The 22,915-nt window shown below is 36.2% G+C and carries 7 protein-coding genes; 5 read left to right on the top strand and 2 right to left on the bottom strand.

What is annotated here, in order from left to right:
- Window positions 1–8: 8 nt before the first annotated feature.
- Together ATO12_RS12145 and ATO12_RS12140 are read right to left on the bottom strand one after the other, a co-directional pair.
- The gene (locus tag ATO12_RS12145; RefSeq protein WP_034242282.1) at window positions 9–3,218 is read right to left on the bottom strand and encodes a SusC/RagA family TonB-linked outer membrane protein; all 3,210 of its coding nucleotides are present in this window, start codon (window positions 3,216–3,218) and stop codon (window positions 9–11) included.
- 373 nt (window positions 3,219–3,591) lie between these two features.
- A complete protein-coding gene (locus ATO12_RS12140; RefSeq protein WP_051575795.1) occupies window positions 3,592–4,320 on the bottom strand; it encodes a LexA family transcriptional regulator in 729 nt (242 codons plus the stop codon).
- A gap of 309 nt (window positions 4,321–4,629) precedes the next feature.
- Between ATO12_RS12140 and ATO12_RS12135 the strand changes: the two genes are divergently transcribed.
- The 5 genes from ATO12_RS12135 to ATO12_RS12115 all read left to right on the top strand — a co-directional run bounded on the left by ATO12_RS12135 (window position 4,630) and on the right by ATO12_RS12115 (window position 22,801).
- On the top strand, window positions 4,630–4,908 hold the full coding sequence (locus ATO12_RS12135) for a hypothetical protein (protein WP_051575794.1): 279 nt from the start codon (window positions 4,630–4,632) through the stop codon (window positions 4,906–4,908).
- 404 nt (window positions 4,909–5,312) lie between these two features.
- A complete protein-coding gene (locus tag ATO12_RS12130; RefSeq protein ID WP_131248825.1) occupies window positions 5,313–6,164 on the top strand; it encodes a hypothetical protein in 852 nt (283 codons plus the stop codon).
- 44 nt (window positions 6,165–6,208) lie between these two features.
- Window positions 6,209–6,901, top strand: a complete 693-nt coding sequence (locus ATO12_RS12125) for a hypothetical protein (RefSeq protein ID WP_034242280.1) — start codon at window positions 6,209–6,211, stop codon at window positions 6,899–6,901.
- 233 nt (window positions 6,902–7,134) lie between these two features.
- Window positions 7,135–10,740: a hypothetical protein gene (locus ATO12_RS12120; RefSeq protein ID WP_051575792.1), complete on the top strand. Its 3,606-nt coding sequence runs from the start codon at window positions 7,135–7,137 to the stop codon at window positions 10,738–10,740.
- A 73-nt stretch (window positions 10,741–10,813) separates the two neighbouring features.
- A complete protein-coding gene (locus ATO12_RS12115) occupies window positions 10,814–22,801 on the top strand; it encodes a LysM peptidoglycan-binding domain-containing protein (protein WP_034242279.1) in 11,988 nt (3,995 codons plus the stop codon).
- The last annotated feature ends 114 nt before the right edge of the window (window positions 22,802–22,915 follow it).

Below are 22,915 nucleotides of genomic sequence, written 5' to 3'. Positions count from 1 at the left end.
TTATTGCTTTAGAAAGTTACATTTAGATTAATCCCATAGCTTCTAGAGCTTGGTAATGCCATATCTTCGACTCCTGGCACGATTGTTCCTCCATTAAAAGAGATCGTCTCTGGGTCAAAATGAGGGTTTTCTGTCCACAATGCTAAATTTCTACCTACCAATGACAACGAGAGGCTCTTAATAATCGTTTTCTTAAGGATTTTTTGAGGAAAATTATATCCCAATCGCACTTCTCGTAGTTTTAAGAAAGAGGCATCAAATATCCCTATTTCTTCGTTACCACGATTATAGCGCCACCAATAATAATCTCGTCCAGAAAGCACTACGTCATTTGGTCTATAGCTTCCATCTGCGTTTTGGATAACCCCTTCTGAGATGATACCTGATTCTCTCCCTACCGCTGTAAAATCCATCATTCCCGAAGTACCTCCAATAAGAGTTGTTCTAGACATAATTTCTCCTCCCTGTCTCCAATCAAACAAGAACCCGAAATTAAATCCTTTGTAGGTAAAAGTATTCTGCCAACCTACGGTAAAATCGGGATTATAATTTCCTAATTTCTTTAAGTTTGGATCCCGTACAGAAAAGCCATCTTCATTATGCACTACCTGGCCAAAAAACGGACTGTTAGGGTCGTCTACTGTTACCAGGCCTGTACCATAAATGTCACCCATTCTACCTCCGACCTGTGCTAGTACATTAACATAATTAGAGGATATCTCATAAGTATCTAAACCATCAATTAAAGATTTTACTTCACCACGTGCACTGGTAAAGTTTACATTGGTTTCCCATGTAAATCCACCTTCACTTTTAATAGGTTTGGCATTTAGCACAACTTCTAATCCTTTATTTTCGATTTCACCTGCATTAATAATCCTTGATCCAAATCCAGATGTATTAGATACCGGTAAGGTTAGAATTTGATTTTTTACAGTAGATTTATAATAGGTTACATCAAATCCCAGGCGATTATTAAAAAATCGAATATCTGCTCCAACTTCGGTTGATGAAGCTTCTTCTGGTTTTAAATTTTCGTTTCGCAATATATCTGATGCACTCACCCGTTGAAAATTACCAAAAGGCTCATTAAATGAGAATGTATTTCTAAGTGCATAAGGATCGGTATCGTTACCAACGACAGCCCAACCTCCACGAAGTTTTACAAAAGAAAACATCTCTGGCAACTCTACCATATCAGACACGATAGCACTAAGACCTACAGATGGATAGAAGTAAGAGTTATTATCTTTTGGTAATGTACTGGACCAATCATTTCTACCTGTGATATCCAGAAAAAGAAAGTTTTTATACGAAAAGTTAGCAAACGCATATAACGAATTGATTTTACGCTTGTCATTAAATTGTGTTTTTGACAATGGTTCTGCCGAATTTTCGAAATTATAAATTCCGGGAACTGATAACGAGTTTGCGCTAATCCGTTTATATCGGTTTTCTTCTTCTCTGGTATTACCTCCCAATGATAATCCCATTGTAAAATCTTCACTTAAGGCTTTATTATACTGTAGGAGAAAATCGGTGTTTTGCTCTTTAAAGAAAATATCATCTTCACGATACTGTCCTTTTGCAAATCGTTGCGTACTATAGGCACGTCTGCTGGCACGTAGTTCACTAAAATAATCAATACCTGTACGTAACATCAGAGATAGGCTTGGCGTAATGTCTATATCTACTCTGGCATTACCAAAAATTCGATTTTTATCAAATCCATTAGTGTTTTCATGTAATGTAAAAAATGGATTATCATGCCAATTGTAGTTGTAGTTAAACTGTTGTCTCCCTTCGAGGCCAGGTTGCCAATAGTTTCGAAGCGAATTCATATCTATCTGGCGCCCAAACCAAACCCATAAATACATGATATTCTCTGTACCATAAGAATTATTGGGTCTATTATTACTTTTACTATTAACGTAGTTAACCGACGAAGAGACCTTTAACCATTTTGCTAAATTATAAGAGCCATTTAATGCATATGTTCTTCTGTCGTAATCTGTATTTGGAAGAATGCCTTCACTTTCTAAATTAGTTAAGGAAAGTCTTAAATTCCCAAATTCATTACCTCCTGTTAAAGCCAGGTTTGTTGTTATTGTTGATCCTGTTCTGAAAAAATCTTCGATATTATCGGGATTAGATTTCCATGGTGTAGGAATAATTTCATCTGCAAAAGTACCATCGGGATTCCTTGGCCTTACTGCAAAATCTCCTGCTCTAAACCCACTAGTTGTTGGACTATCATGTTGAGGAATTAATTGACCATTTAAACGCGGTCCCCAGCTCTCATCGATATTATCATTGACACCTCCTCCAAATCCATCAAGAAATGCAAATTCTCCTCCTGCACCCTGACCGTATTGATTTTGATATTTTGGTATTCGTAATGCATTTTCAAAAGTTACGTTTTGAGTAAAACTAATTCCTAATCCTTTTGTTCTTTCGGCAGATTTCGTGGTAATCAAAACGACTCCGTTTAATCCACGAGATCCATAAAGAGCTGTTGCATTAGGTCCTTTAAGAATTGAAACAGATTTAATGTCATCGGGATTAATATCCTGTGCTCCATTACCATAATCTGTTTCAAGATTTCCTTCGGCCCGGTTACTAATCGTACGATTACTTATTGGGATACCATCTACCACAAACAAAGGAGAATTATTTCCTGGGATAAGAGAGCCTTCTCCACGTATTGTAATTAATGAGGTGGATCCTACACCCGATCCTCCTCCTGTTATCTGCACTCCTGCTGCACGACCAGCTAATGAGTTTGTAACATTCGTTTCTCTTGCCGTTGTAAGTTGATCTCCCTGCACTTCTTGCACCGAGTATCCTAACCGTTTTTTTTCTTTTTCTATACCCAAAGCTGTAACTACAACTTCATCCAGAGCTTCTGCAGAAGCAACGAGTTCAATACTTCCTAAATTTTTAATTTCACCTGGATGTATCGTAATTGAAATCACCTTATCTTCAAAACCAAGATAAGAAATAGCAATACTGTATTGTCCTTCCTGAATTCCAACGATTTCAAAATTACCATCGAAATCTGTTACTACCCCTTTTTGAATTTCCTGAAGCATAACATTTGCTCCGGGAAGCGGGGTTTGACCATCTGTAATTATTCCCTTAATACTAGATTCCTGACCGCTGACTACCGTAGAAAAAAAGTAAAATAATACTGAAAAAAGTGTTAATGAACTTTTCATTTGTTAAGTTTAAATTTTACTAATACTAAATTTACCAGCCAAAATTGTATATAAATTTTAATATTAGTAAAATAGAAACGTTATTTAATCATTACTATAATAATGACAAATCGTAAACCTAACGTTAAAAAGATTAACTTAATTTAACCTCGATTTCTAGTTTTAAGGAATGCCGTATTCTTTTCGAAAAAATTACTTCAAAAAGAAATAGTTGTTTAGAATGAAATATCAATCAAACTAAAGAGAAAGTTGTGGTTATGAATTGAAATTGTACAATCTTAAAAAGTGAAGTGCTAGTCAAGAAGCAATATGCAAAAAAACAATAGTTTATATATAATCCTTGTATATCGTACTCTTTGAAAAAAACTTATAATTATCGTCTATTTCTGTGTCTTCTTACATCGACAACATTAAAAATTTTGGCCACATCTTTTATATGGACCTGGATATCTTCATAATAATCATTTAAAGAATGGAGAGTTAGTATTCCTTTTTCAACATCATGCTCTATAATTCTTTTTAAAAGAATTCCTTCTTCTTTATGCACGATTACAAAATCCCATTTATTAATATGTAATTTACTACTCCAAAAATCCTGTCTTACGTCTCGGCAAAGAATAAGATCACCTTCAAGATAACTTTCATAACTACCATTATCCATCGAATCTCCTTTTACCTCAAAAAATACATAATTACCTTTATATTGCCTATCTGCCAGATATGGCATTTTTGGTAATTCTCCTACATAACTTTCATTTTCAAAACCGCTTAAATACCCCGCATATGCGTATTGGTTTACTAAAGGAATCATCATGACATTAACAGAATTTGATTTGATCTGCCCAGTATCATTAGTAGACTCTATACCATGAATCATTTCTGCTGCATCATTATTAAGTTTAATATTTTGAACCAAAGCTAATAATTCTAAAGGCGGAACTTTTAAAACATCTGATATTTTTAGAAAAGCTTCTAAAGTAATAGCTGTTTTACCTTTCATATAATTGAAAAGAGTTCCTTTCTTAATCCCTGTCTCTTCAATCAAATCCTTGATCAACTTGCCTTTTTCGTCTGCTATTTCCTTAATCTTTTGTAAATCCATATTCAAAAAAGTTAATATTATAAACTTTCCAGTTTAAAAACATATTACACATTTCAAAATAACCAAAATATTAAACTATTATTTTGTTTAGTTCAATATTTTAAACTATATTTGTATTACTCACAAACAAATATACAAAAAAATGAACAAAAAAGGATTCTCACCTATATTAAGTCCTATTAAATTGGATTACGCCTCCTACTATCCTACCCAAGAAGTTGAAAATTTTGAATTTTAAGATCAGTTGAAAGCTTATCATAGATCAGAATAAAAGTGTATTAAAAAACAGTAATCATAAAAAACTTAGTTATGGGTATTATTATTAAACACATTAAAACTATAGAACGAATAGATCAACTCACTCGTTTACAAGCCACAGGATCACCAGAACAATTAGCATCTCGTCTGGGGATTTCAAAAACAAAACTCTACCGTATTATAGATCTTATGAAAGAACTAAATGCGCCTATTTGCTATGATGTTGCTATACAAAGTTATATATATGTAGAAGAAGTAGGTTTTAAGTTCGGGTTCTACTCAAAAGAACAAAATTCTAATACCAGATCTCATCTAGCATCAGTTTTGTGATCTCTGGGAGAAGTAAACGTAATCATAACCATGTAGATTACATATTTCGACACATTTTAATCATATATAATAAGACTCTTTTCTAAAGCTTTTTTCAAATTATATATTCCTAATTTTTGATGACAATTCGTTAATTTCTGTCATGATTATTTCACTTTTAAGAAAAGTACTGCTTCTTATCATAAATAGTTGTAAACCTTCTGATTTTAAGCAACAATCATCCTATTTTCCCTTCTTTTTTATGGTAAAACCTTTACTATAATCCCAAAAAACACCACTGTAAACTCCTAAAAAACACGGGTTTATACCTATAGGAAATGTTTTGGTTTAAAGGTATCTTAGTACAAGAGTACATTCATGCTCAATACACCAACTTACACACACAAATCAAAAAGTAAATAGCAATGCCAATAAATTTCAACTATTTCTTTAAACTGGGGCTTTACCGATTTACAACCAGGAGAATTATAACATTAAGCATAGTTGTATTCTTTTTATGTTTTCCGAATCGATCATCATGCGTGTTAGCATCCTGTCCTATAGTGAAATTTAACACCTCTAATATTAATCCTATTGCTTTGAAAGAATTTCAACCTCTTGCTGTAGCAATTGAAACGGCAAAACTCAATACCTGTAAGATTGAAATTACTAGTTTTACCGGAGAATCAATTACTGTAGCTTTTTCGGGACTTCCTGCTAATCAACCATCGACATACAAAAATTTTATAGCTATTTGGGAATCATCTGTTATTCCCTGGACAGTAGAGCCCATTAAAATGATAGAAATAGGAGTTAATACCCAAAGTGGTACTGTAACTATAGATGGTCTTACTATTACATATAACAGCTATGTAGTGGGATATGGGGTAGGTTCTGGGATCGGAAATATTTGTGCCAGTGCTATCCTGGGTGCAGGAGGTATCAAAGCACCGCTATCTAATGTACATATAGGAATTGAAAATCTAGGACAAACTTCATTATCAGTTTTCTATCAAACTCTTTCGGGCTATCTCCCCAAAAAAAACGGAAATTGGGTTGGATTATGGAAAGGTTATGCTTCTCCATACAATCTACCGCCTGACGCTCTTATTAAAACAAAAATAGATAGTTACTCTAATCAAGGAATCGTAGCACTAAATAACCTATCGTTAGGTCGGGATACAGAATATACCTTAATATACTTTATGGGGGCAGATAATACGACTGCTGCAGCCATCTTAAATTTTAACACAAGTGATCCGGCATCGGATAAATAGATACATTTTTAAAACCTAAAATTAACATTTAAATCTAAACAATTATGAGTACTGCAACATTAGAAAAACAAGGAAAATCAACAACGGTATTAACAACAAAAATCGAGATTACTACCATTACGGCCAACTCTCTTGACATTACTTATGATACGCTTTCGGGGAATCAACCAAATACTTTTGGAAACCAAGTAGTATTATGGCAGAATAGTAACGAGATTCCATTTGGTACACCACCACTTCAAAGCAAGATCATACCTAGTAATACTCAGGCAGGATCGTTAAACTTTGACGGTCTGGACCTTAATAACAATAGCTATATTGTTGGGTATGCAGTGGGTCCTACACTAAACGACCCTGCACAGACTTATGGAAACATTTGTTCTTCTTCATTTATTCCTGCTGCTGGACAACCAAGTACTACTAATAATTTTGAAGGAACAATCGTTAACGTAAAACCTGGTACCACTAGTGTGTCTTTTGGTTTGGAAAACTTCCCAAATCAAATCGACCTTAAAGGTAATGGTTCATGGGCAGCTATCTGGCAAGCTGGAGCTCCTTCTTTCTACGCTCGTCCATTGTCTGCGGTTCAGATCACTAGTAATAATGGTGGGGCTTTTAACAATGTTAATATCGGTAGAGGTCTTACCTATACTATAGCCATTTTCATGAGTGGATATAATCCTACAGGGAACAGTAATCAGGAAACTATGGCTGCTGCCTATACATTTACTAATTAATAGCTATTTAGCTTAATTAGTATCTCCTTTACACTATGATGAGGAGTAAGCATTAATTAACGTGTTCAGATAAGTAAAGGCCTATGCACTATGGGCCTTTACTCACCTGAACATCAATAGTGTTACTCTTATCATTATTAATGCTTTTTGTTTAAAAACAAACTAGCAGTGCTCTTATATTCTCTTAAAACAAGGAAAAGTTTATCGCTTTTATACATCTTAATTAGTTAGACATGACAGTTTTCTCTAAGAAGTTTATCAATCAGTTATATATCGCTGAAAATGCAACAGATGATCGTGGTTTTATTGCTTTTGTTACTCCAGAAGGAATAGATCCTCCCAATGGTACTATTAACCTAAAAGATGCGCTGAGCAATACCTATTATAATGGAAACTTTGTGTTTTCTGCGCAGGCACCTTCTATTGAAAATGATACAGATGCCCAAACTTTTGTAAAAAACATAAACGAGTTAATCTCCTCTAGTTCTGCCAATAGGGCTATGATATGGCTCGAACAGATTGATATTAGTGAAATCGACAAGTCTAATACGTCGCTTATGGGACTTAGTGCAGATGGTTCTGCTTTAAATACAGGACTACAAGCACCTCTTACCTCGAGCCTAAACCTTACCATACAAAACGGGATGGGACTCATCCTAGATGATACTACCAATGTAATTACGCTTAATGGTAACCCAGGTAACCTGGTCATCAATTTTTCAGGAACTTCTGCTCCAAAAACAATTCCTACCAAAATAGGGTACATCGATTTCTCAGGAGAGTTACGTGGCTGTATACGCTTTTCTAATTTTTTTATTAACAGGCTTTCCCTTTTAAATGATCTAAAATGGGGGTTTCAATACTTATTTCCAGAAGAAGAAGGTGATGAAGATTCATTATCAGAATGGCTCCCATTAGCCCAAAGCACTCCTGCAGGAGATTATCTTGGGTTTAGTGTTGTAATCGATCCTTCAGATGTTACCAATGAAGCCTTTGATCCTTGTCCGAATGATGATTCTTCTGTATGTAATATCAATACAGCATACAACGCAAGAAGAACCTATTTTAACTTTACCGGTAAAAACAGTGATCAAAGAGATACTACTCTAAATTCGTATTTTACTTCTAACTATGGAAATGAAATAACACTACTACCTAAGCAAGAAGCTAATAATATATACAATGCTCGTCTGGTAATTTCTACAGGAGCTATAAACGATAATAGTAATACAGAAGAATTTCATTTTACTCCCGAAGGAGATTTTGAAATTCAATTTCAAAAAGAAACAACTACTGGTGAATATTACATGATGTGTGGCCTGCAAGGCACAGAATTTTTTACTTTAAGTCAAAAAGGGGATACCATTCGTTTTATTTCTAAAAATGCGGCATTGGCACCTAAATTCCCTTTTGAAGCCGCATCATCTGTAAAAGCACCAGAGTCACCAACAGCTCCCTTATTATCTCATACAAAAGAAACCTCCTGGGCAACTATACTAAACACTTCGGGTAATACGGTTACCTATGTATCTCAACCAAAAGGCTCTGCTCTTTTTGGAGAAGGTAGTTCCTCTTATAAATATCCTGATCTATTTGTTCATAATAATTTAGGCTTTACATATACCGCTAATAATACAACCTTATTTCCGATAGTACCATACCTGGGATTAACTGTTGGAAATGGAATCACTTCTTTTTCTGAATCAGATACCGAAACATTCGAAAGCCAAATCATTAGTCAAACTCGTAGAAATAACATCGGAAAAGCAAGCACGAATACATCATTGCTATCTGCAAAACAAATGGTAAATAAAAACGGAGTAACTCCCACTACTTCTACCACTCCGTCAGGGCTTTTGGCCACTACAACACAAAGTGGAGGGCAAACCTTATGGAACGAAGTTTTCTTAGGTCAGAATACAGATCATGGTGATAAGTATAAATTAGAGTTTTTAAATCCCGAAAACGAACTGGTCGAAGCACTCCAAACCAGCGACCTCTTTTTAGTTACTGCAAATTCAAAATATTTAGGAGCATTAGGTGAAGAAGACCCGCTCACAGCAACATTTAACAATATCATGAGTATTGATAGTTGGGAGTTACAGGCCAATATAGGACAAGGAAGTGAATACAACAACTACAAAAATATTATGATCATTAAGGGCCGTAAAGGCAAATTATATGATCCTAATCCTGACTCAGAAATTAGTGCTAAAGAAAGCCTGGTCGCTAATCCAAAAAAATGGACGCAACGCGATCAATTTGGTTCTCCGTCTACCATTAATTCTGAAGGCGTACAACAAGATCCAGATGCTGATCAATTGATCATACTATCACAATGGCTGCAATCTTATTTTAAAGAAACATACGAGCAATCTGACAACGAGTATTTCTCTAAGTTTAATGAAATTGCTACCGATGAAAACTGGACCGGTATTCTGGTACTGCGAATGGATATTAAAGAAATCCCTACGAATCTTCAGGGTATTATGGCTGGGATCACTAATCCCGAAGCATTTAATGCCCATCATTTTGCAGTAGAAATAAGCCCTGTAAAAAAAGGAGAGTCTAAAAACACAGGAGCTGTTGTTGATCAATCCAGTACTATGTTTGGTTTGATCTATTATGTAGACCCAGACTTTGATGACACTATCAATCCGCCAGAAACCATCTCTCCCACCACTGCAGATACTTATGACTTTAGGCTACTCTCGCTAAAAGTTTTATTCGAAAATACCGCCGTAAAAAACTTTGAAAGCTATTCTCAATTAACCATCAATAAACTTTTTGATAGTGATGTATTAAGTATGGGAAATCCAGAGAATATTTTCAAAAATATTTTACTTAAAGGTAGTTTTCAGATTAATAACGGGAATGCAGTATATAGCATGGGTAGTGTTGAAGATAATGTCTTTTTGTTCGATAGTAATATCTATAATAAAATAGAGATTACTAATGTATTATTAACTACACGAGATGCTCCAAAAGAGGGGTATGACGAGTCTTGGTTTAGTATGCAGGGATTCATCGATTATAAAATCATTGAGAATACGAGTGATCCAGAAAATGTAACCAATTTTGACATTTTCTCTTTCGGAAGCCCTGATAATGATAACCTCACTCCAAGAACCGGCCTTAATTTCAGCAATCTTGGGATTGCTATGATTTATGAAATTGAACATCCGCAGCAAAATAAATCCTTGAATTTTGATGCAGGAGAAATCACCTTTGATATCACTACCAGTACAGCCAGGAGCGAAAGTTTATTTATCAATTTTGCATTGGATCTAAAAGGTCTAATTATCGGAAACAGTGAAAAAAGCCCTCAGGACAAAGGTTTCTTAACTGTAATCCCGGATGTTAAATTATCTGGAGTCGACAACTCTGCCTGGTATGGCTTGGATTTTAAACTAAATATGGGAACTCCGGGAGAACTGGCAGGGAAGGTAAGTTTAGACTCCTTTCTGCTATTAAGTTGGGCACCAGATAGTACCGGAGATACTTATAATGCCAATATTGGTATTTCTCTACCAGGTACTGGCGGCGGAGCAAAATTGATTAGCCTGCAATCGGTTCTCAAACTCTCTATAGGACAACTTCGATTAGCTTTTGACGATAGTAAGAAATCATTCCTTCTTATGTTTACTCAAATTGCTTTGAAATTTTTAGGCTTACTCAAAATTCCGCCTAATGGTTCTTCTCTGTTTTACCTGTTTGGCAATCCTAATTCTGGAGGTAAATCATCTGGGTTAGGCTGGTATGCCATGTATAAGAAAGATGATCCAAGCTCCATAAAAAGCTTAAAAAGCAATAAGAAAACAGCGGCACTGGCAGAATAGTATAGACATGACATTTATAACCAACATATCATAATTCTGTAAAGAATTACACAAATCATAAAAATATTTTAAGATGGGCGACTTCAATGATCTTTTAACCAAATTAATGCAAGGGCAGGATACTAGTGAGTCTACTACCGATGCATCAATAAAGGACATGCTTGCACTTATAAAAAGCAAGGATGAGCTACGATTTTATGTAGATGGCACCCCTAATTTTGGGCATCAGGCCACTACAGTAAATATTATGAAAAGAATAGTTGATGCTACAGACTATTCTAAAAATATTCTAATGATCTATTCTGGTGCAGATACTCCAAAGAAATTGGCTATACTGCTTACCGGTCTTATTCCAGATGACATATCAACGACCAGCATAACTTATGGTAAAGCTACCATCACCTTTTTAGAATATAAAGATAAAAAGCCAAACCTGGAACAAATCGATTTTGGATTTACTGGTGGAGCCGATAACAGTGAAGTAAATTATGCAGATCTCTTTAATGTCACCTATTTTTTAAGACTTCAACCTTATTTATGGGAAAAAGCACCTAATCAAATAGAGCGTAAAGATAAAGACCCATATGATTTAACAAAAGAATCAGCTTCATTTGCAGAGTTAGCGTTTAAATTTCCTGCAGATTCCTTCACAACTGTTCCAGAAACCTTATGGACATGGTATGCAAAAGATCAAACCTATAATACCGATTTAAAAATAAGATCTATAAATGCCGAGTCGATTTATAATGCCCATACTACTAAAAAAGAACTTCGACTCTGGCCAATATATGGTTTACATCAGTTTTCCAGTCCGGCAGAAATGACCTTAAATCTAATTCTTTCTGCGTTTACTGCGCAAATGAGTAATAATACACCCATTGCGCTTTTTATTCTAAGCGATATTGCCAAAATACAAGAAAAATACCAGGAAATGCCTTTTGATTATGCTTCGGCATTTGCTGTAGATCTAAAAAATAGGGACAGTTCTTTACCCGCTCTTAAAGCAAAAATCCAAGAAGTATACATCGATAATGATATGTTTGGGGCTTATGCCCAATTAAGTTTAGATAATTTTATTCTTAAACTGGGGCAGCAAGTTAAACCATTAATGGATGGTGGATATACATTATCATTAGTAGAAGGTTATAAAAATGGAAGTTATGTAAAAATTGATGACCTAACCAGTACACTTACCGGAGCAGGAAATAAAGAAATCGTAGCGATCACTCTTGGGCCAGTTCCTCAGGAAGTTTACAATTATTACTACGCCAATTCGGGATTACCCGGAGTTTTTGAAGGCCAGGGATCTTCTAGTCTACCGATTAGTGTAGGACAACCTTTTTTACAAATCCCGAAAACAGGAGAAGAAGATAGAGCCAATTATCCTTCTACTTTATCTGCCGTAAACTATTCTCCCGTTGCAGAGGCGGCAAAAACTGCAGCATTAAACTTCAGAAATCAGACTTTTGACACTTATCTAAAAAAAACAAACCCCGGTAAACCTGAAGCGTATTACGATGCATTAGCTGTTTCGGGAGCGTTTATGGTAAATTCGTATACCACATCTAATGATGTACACACCTATTTCACGAATTTAGGAGTTTATTATCAAAAAGATATTCATGATAAATTAATGCTCGGTCTGGTAGGAGTAAAACTGGTCTTACCTATTGTTACGCTATTAGCATCTTCAAAAGCGCGTACCAAAACCAGTACTGACACTGATCTAATGGTCTTAGAAGAAGAAGCACTTACATTAGAAGGTGTGTATAATAAACTTATCAATAATTATAGTAATGGTGGTGTAAATATCCTAAATGCATTACCAAATACATATCTATCCTCGTTTTTCAAACTGGTCACCGGTAATTTGTTTTTTATTACTGTCGCCAAAGAGGATATTACAGAAGAAAAAGATGGAGATACGGTAACAAAAGTTACTCTATCTAAAGGAACAACAACTGCCTTCGGTCCTGATTTTAATATCACATTAAATTTTACCAGTCCCGAGGAGTCGGTTGTAACAGAGATTGAAACGGAAATAAATCAACGTTGGAATATCGACGGAATCCCCTGGATAGGTTTCGAAAAGCCCGGTTTCAGTTTAAAAATTAACGAAGCCGGAAGCGCAGTAGAAGGAGGTTTGAAAGGGAATATTATTGGGTCTGGCAAAGATGCCAATAATGATCCTATAGTACTGGAAACAATGATTAAATACCCTGAAGAAGAGAACACCTGGCTTATTACTGGCGGTTTTAGCAGTCCTCTTAGTGTATCCAGTTTTTTCCAGATGGCAGGAGGTATTAATCTGGTTCAAGTACTTCAACCTCCTTTGAATGGAATGGCAGGTTTTGGTTTAAAAGACATTCAACTACACTATAACAACCAAACTCATGCATTTGATTATATGTCGTATGCAATGAGTACCGACACCCCCTGGGAATTGTCTGCAAATCCTCCTTTTCAAATTAATCCCAGTGTAGATGTACAAGTCTACAACGTGCAGGACGTAGCGAACAGAAAAATTGAATTTACGGTAACTGGTGATTTTACAATAGGCAAAGGAACGGTTAGTATTTTAGGTACTTATCCTCATTTTAAAGTCCACGGAGGGTTAAGTGATGGCGTTATCCAGCTTAGTGACTTACTAGAATTATTTGGTACAGGACCCTTAGATTTAGAAACCGCTGTAACCTTATTAGATTTTGATCTAAAACCAAATGAAAAATATTATCAATTAAATACGATTCTCGAAGCAGATAAACCTTTAGTTATAGGACCTCTTTTCACGATTAATAAACTAACCACTAATATCATTCACAACACAGGTAACAATGAAGTGAGTATTGGTGGTGAATTTGTGGTATTACCCGAAAGTATGAAAATTGGGCTATCCCTACAATCTACTTATGCCACAGGAAGTGGTTGGACATTTACCGGCACACAGACCTCTGGCGCCCTAGAAATTGGGCAGCTACTCACTTTTTACATTGCACCAACCTGGAAACCCGAAGATGGATTTGATTATGCAATTGATGGTCTTGGTTTTAAAATCCAGACAAAAACTAAATATTGGGAATTTAGTGGTAAAACTGCTAAACCCTGGGAGATTGATTTCCTGGATCTTAGTGTAGAAGGTAATGCTATGGTAGCATATGGTAAAAAAGATGAAGAAACAGAAGTAGGATACTATGGTAATATAAATGCTAATGTTACCTGGTTAGGTATCAATTTTCAGGCATTCTATGATTTCGATCCCAGTGTAAAATCCTTTGGGATTATCTGGGAATTCTTAAAAGGTGAAGTAAAGGACATTGGCACCAATGGAAAACATCACTATGTAGCAGAATTAAGCTTTACCGAATCTACTACTATAGGTAGTATGGTAGAAAAAATGGTTTCCTGGGCAACAGGAACTCAATTTGGATTAGCTGCTCCCTGGAATCTTCTCGACAAGGTACCACTTAACAACCTGAGTCTAAAATATGATTTCACATCAAAACAGGTGAGTTTTAGTCTGGGTATAGGCCGTATTCCATTAGGATTTGCTACTATAGAATCTATTGGAGTTACTTACAAATCAAACCAAACTGATCCAAAAGATAATGGGGTGATGGTTACTTTAGATGGTAGTTTCTTATGGCAAGACGACACTAAGGAACCTTTAACCTGGGATGCCTCCAAACCAGAAACTACGCCTTCTCCTTCGGGGCAAGGCAACAAATATCTGGATTTAAAATTACTCGCATTAGGACAGCACGTTGCAATACCAGGTTTTCAGAATGTAGAAAAAGTACAGGATGCTATAAAAATTATGGCTGATCTACCACCTACAGAGCCCGGAGAAATTCCTGGTATTACTTTAGACCCTAACAGCAACTGGCTGGTAGGAATGGATTTTGGAGTACTTAAACTCGAGGAAGATAAAAAATCTACATCGGCAGTGGCATTAGCAAATGGATCTGATGCAAGTAGTAGTGGTTATTTTATCACCATGCAGATTGTTTTTAACGATCCTAATTTATATGCGCTACGCCTGGCTCTCGAAGGAGAACCCGCTCGTATTTTTAAAGGTCTGGACTTCCAGATTTTATACAAAAAAATCAGTGATACCATTGGGCTGTATAAAGCAGAAATTGCTTTACCCACAGTAATGCGAAAAATACAGCTAGGCCAGGTTAACCTTACATTACCTATTTTTGGTATAGAATTGTTCACCAATGGTGATTTTCAGGTAGATATAGGATTCCCTTGGAAAGAAGATTTTTCTCGATCATTTACCTTCCAAACCCTGATTTGGACACCAATAGGTATCCCAATCCCTGTTATGGGTTCGGCCGGAGTTTATTTTGGTAAACTAAGCAGTGCGACAACTAATAAAGTACCAGATACCACTCTAGGTACTTTTAATCCAGTTTTGGTTTTTGGTTTTGGTATGCAATTTGGGTTTGGCTATGATTTTGATGCCGGTATTTTGAAAGCAGGGTTTAGCCTTACTGCAGTAGCCATTTTAGAAGGAGTTCTGGCCAAGTACAATCCATATCAATTAACGACTACCTCATCATCTAATGATGCCCAGGTAGCAGAGGCATATTATTTCTGGTTTAGAGGTACAGTAGGAGTTATCGGAAAACTATATGGTACCGTTGATTTTGCGATCATAAAAGCTGATCTTAATATTGATATTAGATTACTGGCTCAATTAACCTTCTCTCCTTACGAGCCTATTGTAATTCAGTTATCAGCTTCGGTAAGTGTTTCATTAAGTGTAAGTATAAACCTGGGGCTATTCAAAATAAAAATGCACTTCAGCTTCTCTGCAAGCATAAGTCAAAGTATTACCATCAAAGCCATAGCAAGTAATCCACCTTGGGAGGATGCTTCTTCTGGTATGGCTTTAAAAGCATATGCGCAGAATGAGTTACAAAATGCAAAACAACTTCGTATTGCTTTACACAACCCACTTACAGTAACATTAACTCAGGTAACACCAAACTGGTCTAACCTAGAAAAAGCTGCAACGATAGCTCCACTAACAGGATACCTGGGACTTGGGCTTACTATGGCCGGTGATAAGGCTACCCAACTAAGCGAGCAACAAGCATGTTATATCGCTATGCTTTTCTTAGAATCTATGACACCACCACAAGAGGATCGTGTAGATGGATACCAAAAAGCTTTTAAAGACACTGCAGATTCTTCTTTTGAATTATTAAGTAAAGAAATCTTTAGATGGACAGTCGCTGCACTTCAGAATGGTCCTATTACTAGTGAACAAGTAGATAATACTCCTGTCACCAGCTCGCAATTAACACAATTACTAGCATATTTTAGTGATCCTTCTAATCCTAGTCCAATCCCAACAGAAGCTATAGATTCTTTTATGACAGACCAGTTTGATCTGCATATTCAGGAACAGCCACAACAAGAAACAGATGTCAATGCCACATTTTTCCCAATGGCATTGTCACTACAATTATCGACACCAGATTATGGTACCGATTACAAAGGAGTGGCCTATGATTTTGAAAGCTATAATACTATTTCTTCTACATATATAAGTGATCTTAGAAAATACTTCGATCAATTGGCAATCCAGATGCAAGAGAAAGATCCTGTAACTTTTGCTGCCTTTGCAGAAGGAGAAGATATCTCTGTCGGTAACTTTGTGTTTAGCGACTATTTCTTACTGATTGCCAAACAAATGGTTCAGAGTGCGCAGGATTCTTTAAAAGATTTTAAATATTATACCAATAGCGGAGATAGCCCAGACAGTATTGTAAAATGGATTAATGATCATGGTGATCTCTCTGGGGATATGGCGTATACTATTGCAGAACTTTTTAATGATAATTCTGGTATAACTTTAACTTCTGGCAAAACCATGTATATCTCTAAAAGTACATATACTGTGCAACAGGGGGATACTTTTGATAGTATTGCTAATCAAGCTATTTACGGAAAGAGTTTTGATGGAAATAGCCTGGCAACACTAAATAAAGAAACTCAAAATATTCTGCAAGAAGGTATCGCTATTAGTTTTACCTATAATAATTATACATACGATTACACCACTTTACCTTCTCAATCTCTAAAACAAGTCGTTGATGCTATCAATGCCACTGTACCCGAAGGAAACAAAATTGATGTCGATATTTTAATTACTGATGGTAATGTCGCCACTATAGCCAACTTACTACTTCCTGTTGCTACATTGAGCATTCCTTTAGTTACATATACTACAGTCGAAGGTGATACCCTGAGAAGTGTAGCTTCTAAATTTAATGTTACTCCAGAAGATCTGGCCAATTCTGGTGATAAAGAGCATAATAACGATAAGATTGCAGATCTATTTGATTCTGCCACTCTGGATATGGCAAATCTGGAGCAGTTTAAAGTAGGAGAACTACTTAAAGAAATTCAGGCTACTCAAGGCATTCAGCACTTGTCTGGTATGACTTCTCGATATTACCTGGCAGGGCTTAAACTTCCGGTAGATGGAGTTACACCAAACTATAAAGGAATGTGGGTAGAGGATAATAATGGTGTTTTATCATACGGGGATTTAGAATCTGCAGGACTATATGCACTAGATGGTCAGCAGTTTCCTATCCCCACTCTTACAGAAGGTAATGATTTTGAAATTACCTTTAGCAAACCAGATCCAGATGGATTAAAATGGTTATCATTTAACGGTGATGACCCTTCAAAAATGGTAATTACTATTACACCCGATAGTGATGATGCTATACGCATAAATAAGGTTGCTGAATATGCTACTAAAAACAAATTAAATACTGGTCTTAGTTTCTTAGGTGTTAATGATTTGTTTACCAATAGTGAAGCTAGTTATCCTTATACATCGGAGATTGTATGGAATGCCGCTTCTTCTATTAACCTTCCGTACGGAGGTACTCCTCCTGGTGTGCCAGCATTGAGCTTATGGCCTTTACCAGACACATTACTTCAACTTCCGGATCTAAGCACTCGGGCGGTTAATCCAAGAATGGAATTTTTAATTGGTCAATATGATGACGTTTCTAAAAAGATGATCAATCATGATGTTGCATATTATGGATTAGGATCCCTGGTAGAAGTTACTATAAAGAGAGTGCCTATCGTTTCTGATAGCCCATCTACACTAACTACTTATGAAGTAGTTGGAGCGAATAGTAATAACGCTAATATTCTGGAAAAAATAGTTAGCGAAATTGGTGATAACAATTCGCTAATTGCCAGTTTGATCCCTGCCTATGCTGTTGATTCTAATGGAAGCACTCCTAATGGTATACAGACCGATGCACAAAATGCACTCACAATGGGATTAGCCCAGGTAAACCTTTCTACGGAAACCAGGCCTGATATGGCTTTTAGTGCATTACTTAAAACTGCATCGATTCCTGAAGATGAAAAAATGCGATTGCTCAATACAGAGACAGATTTCTTACGATTATTATGGCAAGCCAGCATTACCAGAAACGGAGGATATTATTTATACTACTATAATACAGATAGTAAACAAGGGCTACCGGATCGTATTTTTGATGATAACGGGGAGGCTACATTATCATTTATCGTAATGTACAGTAAACCTTCTGAAGAAAGCCTGCAAAACACAATAACTTCGTATATGAATGTTTTTGCTAATGGGGAGGCTATTAATAAAAATAACTCTGTACTCTTTGCACAATCCAATCCGAATATCATAAAATTAGCATCTGCCAATACCCAAACATTAAGTGAACTGGCCTATGCATACTACGGAAATATTGCTGATGTCGCTACCGATAATCAAAATCTAACCCTTGGATCAGGGATTAAATTAAATATCAATGAAGGCATCTACGAAGTTGGAGTTGGTGGCAATACACTTCAGGAAATCGCTACTCGTTTTGAAACGACTGTCGCGGCAATACAGGAAATCAATAAACAAAAATCAGGTAGTGAATTACCAGATCAGTTAAACTTATTTGATTCTATTTTCTTACCGCAGCTTACGATCACTGTAGGTACCAGCCCTGGCGGCACTACTTTCGCTTCATTATCCGATTTTTATGGAGAAAATATTTCTTCTATAGCCAATTACAATCAGGATGTTATTGGGATATTTGCCGATAATCAAGATATTACAAGTACTGGTGGTCCAAAAATCAGGACGGCTAATGTTGCGGCAGGTACTACTTCTATAGATGCAATACGACCTATACCTGCTCCTGTTCCTGATAATCCAAAAACAGCAGATTTTGGAGAGTTATTCTTACAAAATGTCTATAGTTCACTCACCTATCAGGTAGTAGCTAATGATTATTTTAACAGTAGTAACATTGGTTTACCTTCTGGTCCGACAACAGATGCAGAAGATCCAGATAGTACCGATAAAAGACAGGTTCCAAAAACACTAACTGCCGATGATAACTGGAACTACCAGGTAAGCATACCTTATACTCGTTTTAGTAAAGAGGTAGTAGCTTCAGAACATGATCTCCCTGATGGGAACGATAGTCCATATTTAGGATTAGGAGATATTCTTCAAGTTAATTTTGCATGGCAGGATATTTATGGTAACAGTATTATAAGTGAGTTATCAGATCCATCGGCAACCAGTAATGAGCCATTAAATGAACCACCGGTATTAACAGGCTATACAGATGCTATTCTTGGACTTAACCAGTGGCCTTCTGTTAGTTCTTCCTGGATGGTAACCGGTGAAGAAGGGCAAGCCAAACTAGATACAGGATTAAATTTTGATCCTAGTTATTATCAGGGACTGATTTCAACAACAGCAAAAAATAGTACTACCATTCTGGGGCAATATACTGTAACTGTAGATGAGACTAGTGCTGTGGACAAAGCTAATTATACAATCGATCAAAATGTTAATATCGAGTCGATTGTTCTTAATGCCGATAAAAAATCGGTCACTATTACCGTAGATAATATTCCTGAAAATGTAGAAATAACGGTTACCATAAGTAACGTTAAAGCTGATTTAACGAATCCCGACGATACTAATGTTCTTATTTTTAACGGCTGGTCAAAATTTAGTGCTGATAATGATAAAGATCTGGCAACCTCTACAGTGATAGAACAAGCCACCAGGGATCTACAAACTTATACTCAGATTTGGTACCAGTTAACTGATCCTAATGGTATTGCTTTTCAGATAGATACTACGTTAACTTCTAATGCTTTTGTACTAAGCAAAGATGATGTGAATAGCTTGGTTCAGGAATGGATCACTTCTATATATCTATTCTTGGCTAATCGTAGTATAGGAGAAATTACTACTGCGACACCAGATAGTGATCATATGATATCTTTTGATATAGACACGACACAGGTAAACACCGAGCAAATATTCCGACTAGAGTTAAGTTTTACCATCGAGCGTACCGGAGGTTCTATTTCTGGTGATTTTGAAACTACGGGAGGTATTAAATCGGCCAGTACCATTGTTCCTCCTTTATCTAAAGCAGAGGCAGCAAAAACAACAGGTTTAGAAGACTTTGCAGCTGGATTTGAAACTGCTTTATCTAAAAATGATGTGTATCAACTTAAAGTTACTTCTGGTGTAGACCGTGATGAAAATCTAAGTAATGCCGGGGGTACAGAAATATGGGCTACCCGATTAGGTCTTGATTCGGCTACCAGTATTGGATATGAGATCAACGATACCAGTAACCCGGTGATTTTTGCACCAAAACCAATATCTAATAAACTAGAAACAAAAGACCACATTCCTATCTACTATTTTAATCCTAAGACAGGGATAGATTTTTCTACTCCTTCTACATATACCGATTTTAAAAACATTGATATGGATGTTTGGGGTAAACAGATCTTTTCGAGTATTGATAATGTATTAACTCCAGAATTTACAGCTGCTATTCAATTAGTTGATGATTTCGGAAGTACAACATTCCTCACCGATATGTTGGCCAATAAAAAACGACTGGCAGAAATCCTTAAACTATCGATGGTCCCTGTTTTTGCAGGACAGACAGCAGATACCTCCGATATTCAGGAAACCTTTTTACAACAATTATTAGTTAAACTTAGTAATGCGTATACTACTCGTGCCGGAATTCAGTTTGCCGCAACGGTACAAGCAGATACGGTTACCGAAGGTGCAGATACTCCCCAACTATACGGAAATATAAATCAGAATTTTGTCTTTATGGGAGTAGAGTTAGATCAGGATGACGCTACTATAGTGTACCTTTTCTTCTCTAATTTTATGAGTAAAGAAGAAGCAGAAACAATAAGTAACTACACCGTTTCTGATGATATAAATGTTGTAAACGCTTCATTGCTTAGTGAAAATAATCGCATTGTACGTTTAAAATTAAGTGGAGATGCTGTAATCGATAAAACTGTAGTAACTATTGTAGATACATTGTTTGATGAAGTTGGAAACGTTATTACACCTCCGCTAAGTCATACCGTACAGAAAAACGTTGATGGTGGTAACTTCAGCTCATCCTTTAGTCTAAGTTCACCAAAATTAGCGTTAAGTGAAAGTAAAGATGCCAAGTTGCCATTCCTGCTTTCTTCTCCGGATATCATTAGAGGTACCGAAAATGAAGTACTATCTTATGTAGATCTGGATATTAGCTATACTGGCTTTGCGATCGAACACCAAATTAGTTCGGTTCCGGGAATCGAAGATTATAAAGCATCATCATGGTTAAGTTTTATTTCAAAAGGCAAAAGCAAAAACAAAAGCCAAATCAATCCATTAGAAACTTCATTAGGGGCATTTAAAGTTCCTTTAATCCTAAGATCCTTCCCTACTGCACCAGCAATGGTGAAACAAGAAGCTTCTTATCCTTATATGACCAGTACTAATAATGCGATAGATGATATCTTAAATTGGAACTACCAGATTACGTATTCTCAATCTTTCCATTATCCTCAAGATCAGGTTAATTTTGAGATTCTATTTAATGTTCAGGAGAATATGACTAAAGCTCTTGGCAGTTTTGAAGATGCATTTGCACAGATGGCTGAGTTTATTTCTGTTTTCCCTAACATTAATCAGGTATTTAATGATACACTAATCAAGATCGATGCTACGACTACCGATGCTTCTCAGTTCGAATCGGCTGCAGTAGCCTTATCCTCTTATAACCAGATGGTCTCCAGAATGGCAGATGCCGCAGAAACCAGTAATGGTTTTGCTCTTAATGCCTTTAATGAGCTATTAAAACAAGGCTATACAGCAGATCCATACTCATTTTACATCAAAGAAAGTTCTACAACGATAGAAACCACTACAGGAGTATTAGTAGTTAATATTTTTGGTGCAGTACCAGAAGGAATAGGTATACCGATTGTGAATATCCCAGATTATAATGCAATTTCTATTGATCCCGAAGATGGAGCCAGTTATAGTTATTATTATACTTCTAAAGATACAGGCAAAATCCTTGAAGCTTCTATTGGGCAATCTATAGCAGATCGTGTGGTACTTATCCCTACGATGAATATCCTAAACAGACAGGATGCAGATACCACTGCAAACCTGAAACGTAATGTAGAATTGGTTCCTGGTAAACCATCGGCAGATGATTTTGTATATACGACAGGTAATATTGGGTTTTCGAATGCATTTCACCCAACTATAGATAGTAGCGAACCGCTAAATATTGCAACGATTAATAATCCGTCCAGCCCTAATGTAGGGACGTTAGAGCAACAGCTTACCATTTTGTTTGATACGTTATTAGCAGAAAATTCCCAGGATACCGTTAGTATTTTAATGAATGCTAATTATAGCTACCAGGCAAACAGTAAGTTAAGCGATATTTTCCTTCCGGTAGTTATGCAACCATTACAGTCGATACAGGTACTGGGAGATGGATCGGATAAAGCATTGAAGCAAATGATTTCTGATTGGGCCAATAGTATTAAAGAATGGTTTAGTACAAATCAGGTAGATGATACCGAAGCATCACTTTGGTTTGATCTTACTATATTTTCTAATCTAACCGCACAACCAAAACCATTAATTCGATTAAGAACATTAACATTATCACTAGATTATATTACAGACATGTAATACATATGTAAAAACAGGCGAGCCAACCAAAAACCCCATACGACTAGTTGTATGGGGTTTTTCTTCTTGCAGATATGGGCTCTTAAGGATCAGATATGCTCTTATACCAGTTCT

The organism is Aquimarina atlantica, assembly GCF_000626715.1.
Classification (GTDB): Bacteria; Bacteroidota; Bacteroidia; order Flavobacteriales; family Flavobacteriaceae; genus Aquimarina; species Aquimarina atlantica.
The sequence above is the reverse complement of the archived record's forward strand: the minus strand, read 5'-3'. Positions and strand labels throughout refer to the sequence as shown.

Bases quoted from the DNA above. Each gene is read 5' to 3' on its own strand.
- ATO12_RS12145 (WP_034242282.1), bottom strand. From the start codon at position 3,218: ATGAAAAGTTCATTAACACTTTTTTCAGTATTATTTTACTTTTTTTCT.
- ATO12_RS12140 (WP_051575795.1), bottom strand. From the start codon at position 4,320: ATGGATTTACAAAAGATTAAGGAAATAGCAGACGAAAAAGGCAAGTTG.
- ATO12_RS12135 (WP_051575794.1), top strand. From the start codon at position 4,630: ATGGGTATTATTATTAAACACATTAAAACTATAGAACGAATAGATCAA.
- ATO12_RS12130 (WP_131248825.1), top strand. From the start codon at position 5,313: ATGCCAATAAATTTCAACTATTTCTTTAAACTGGGGCTTTACCGATTT.
- ATO12_RS12125 (WP_034242280.1), top strand. From the start codon at position 6,209: ATGAGTACTGCAACATTAGAAAAACAAGGAAAATCAACAACGGTATTA.
- ATO12_RS12120 (WP_051575792.1), top strand. From the start codon at position 7,135: ATGACAGTTTTCTCTAAGAAGTTTATCAATCAGTTATATATCGCTGAA.
- ATO12_RS12115 (WP_034242279.1), top strand. From the start codon at position 10,814: ATGGGCGACTTCAATGATCTTTTAACCAAATTAATGCAAGGGCAGGAT.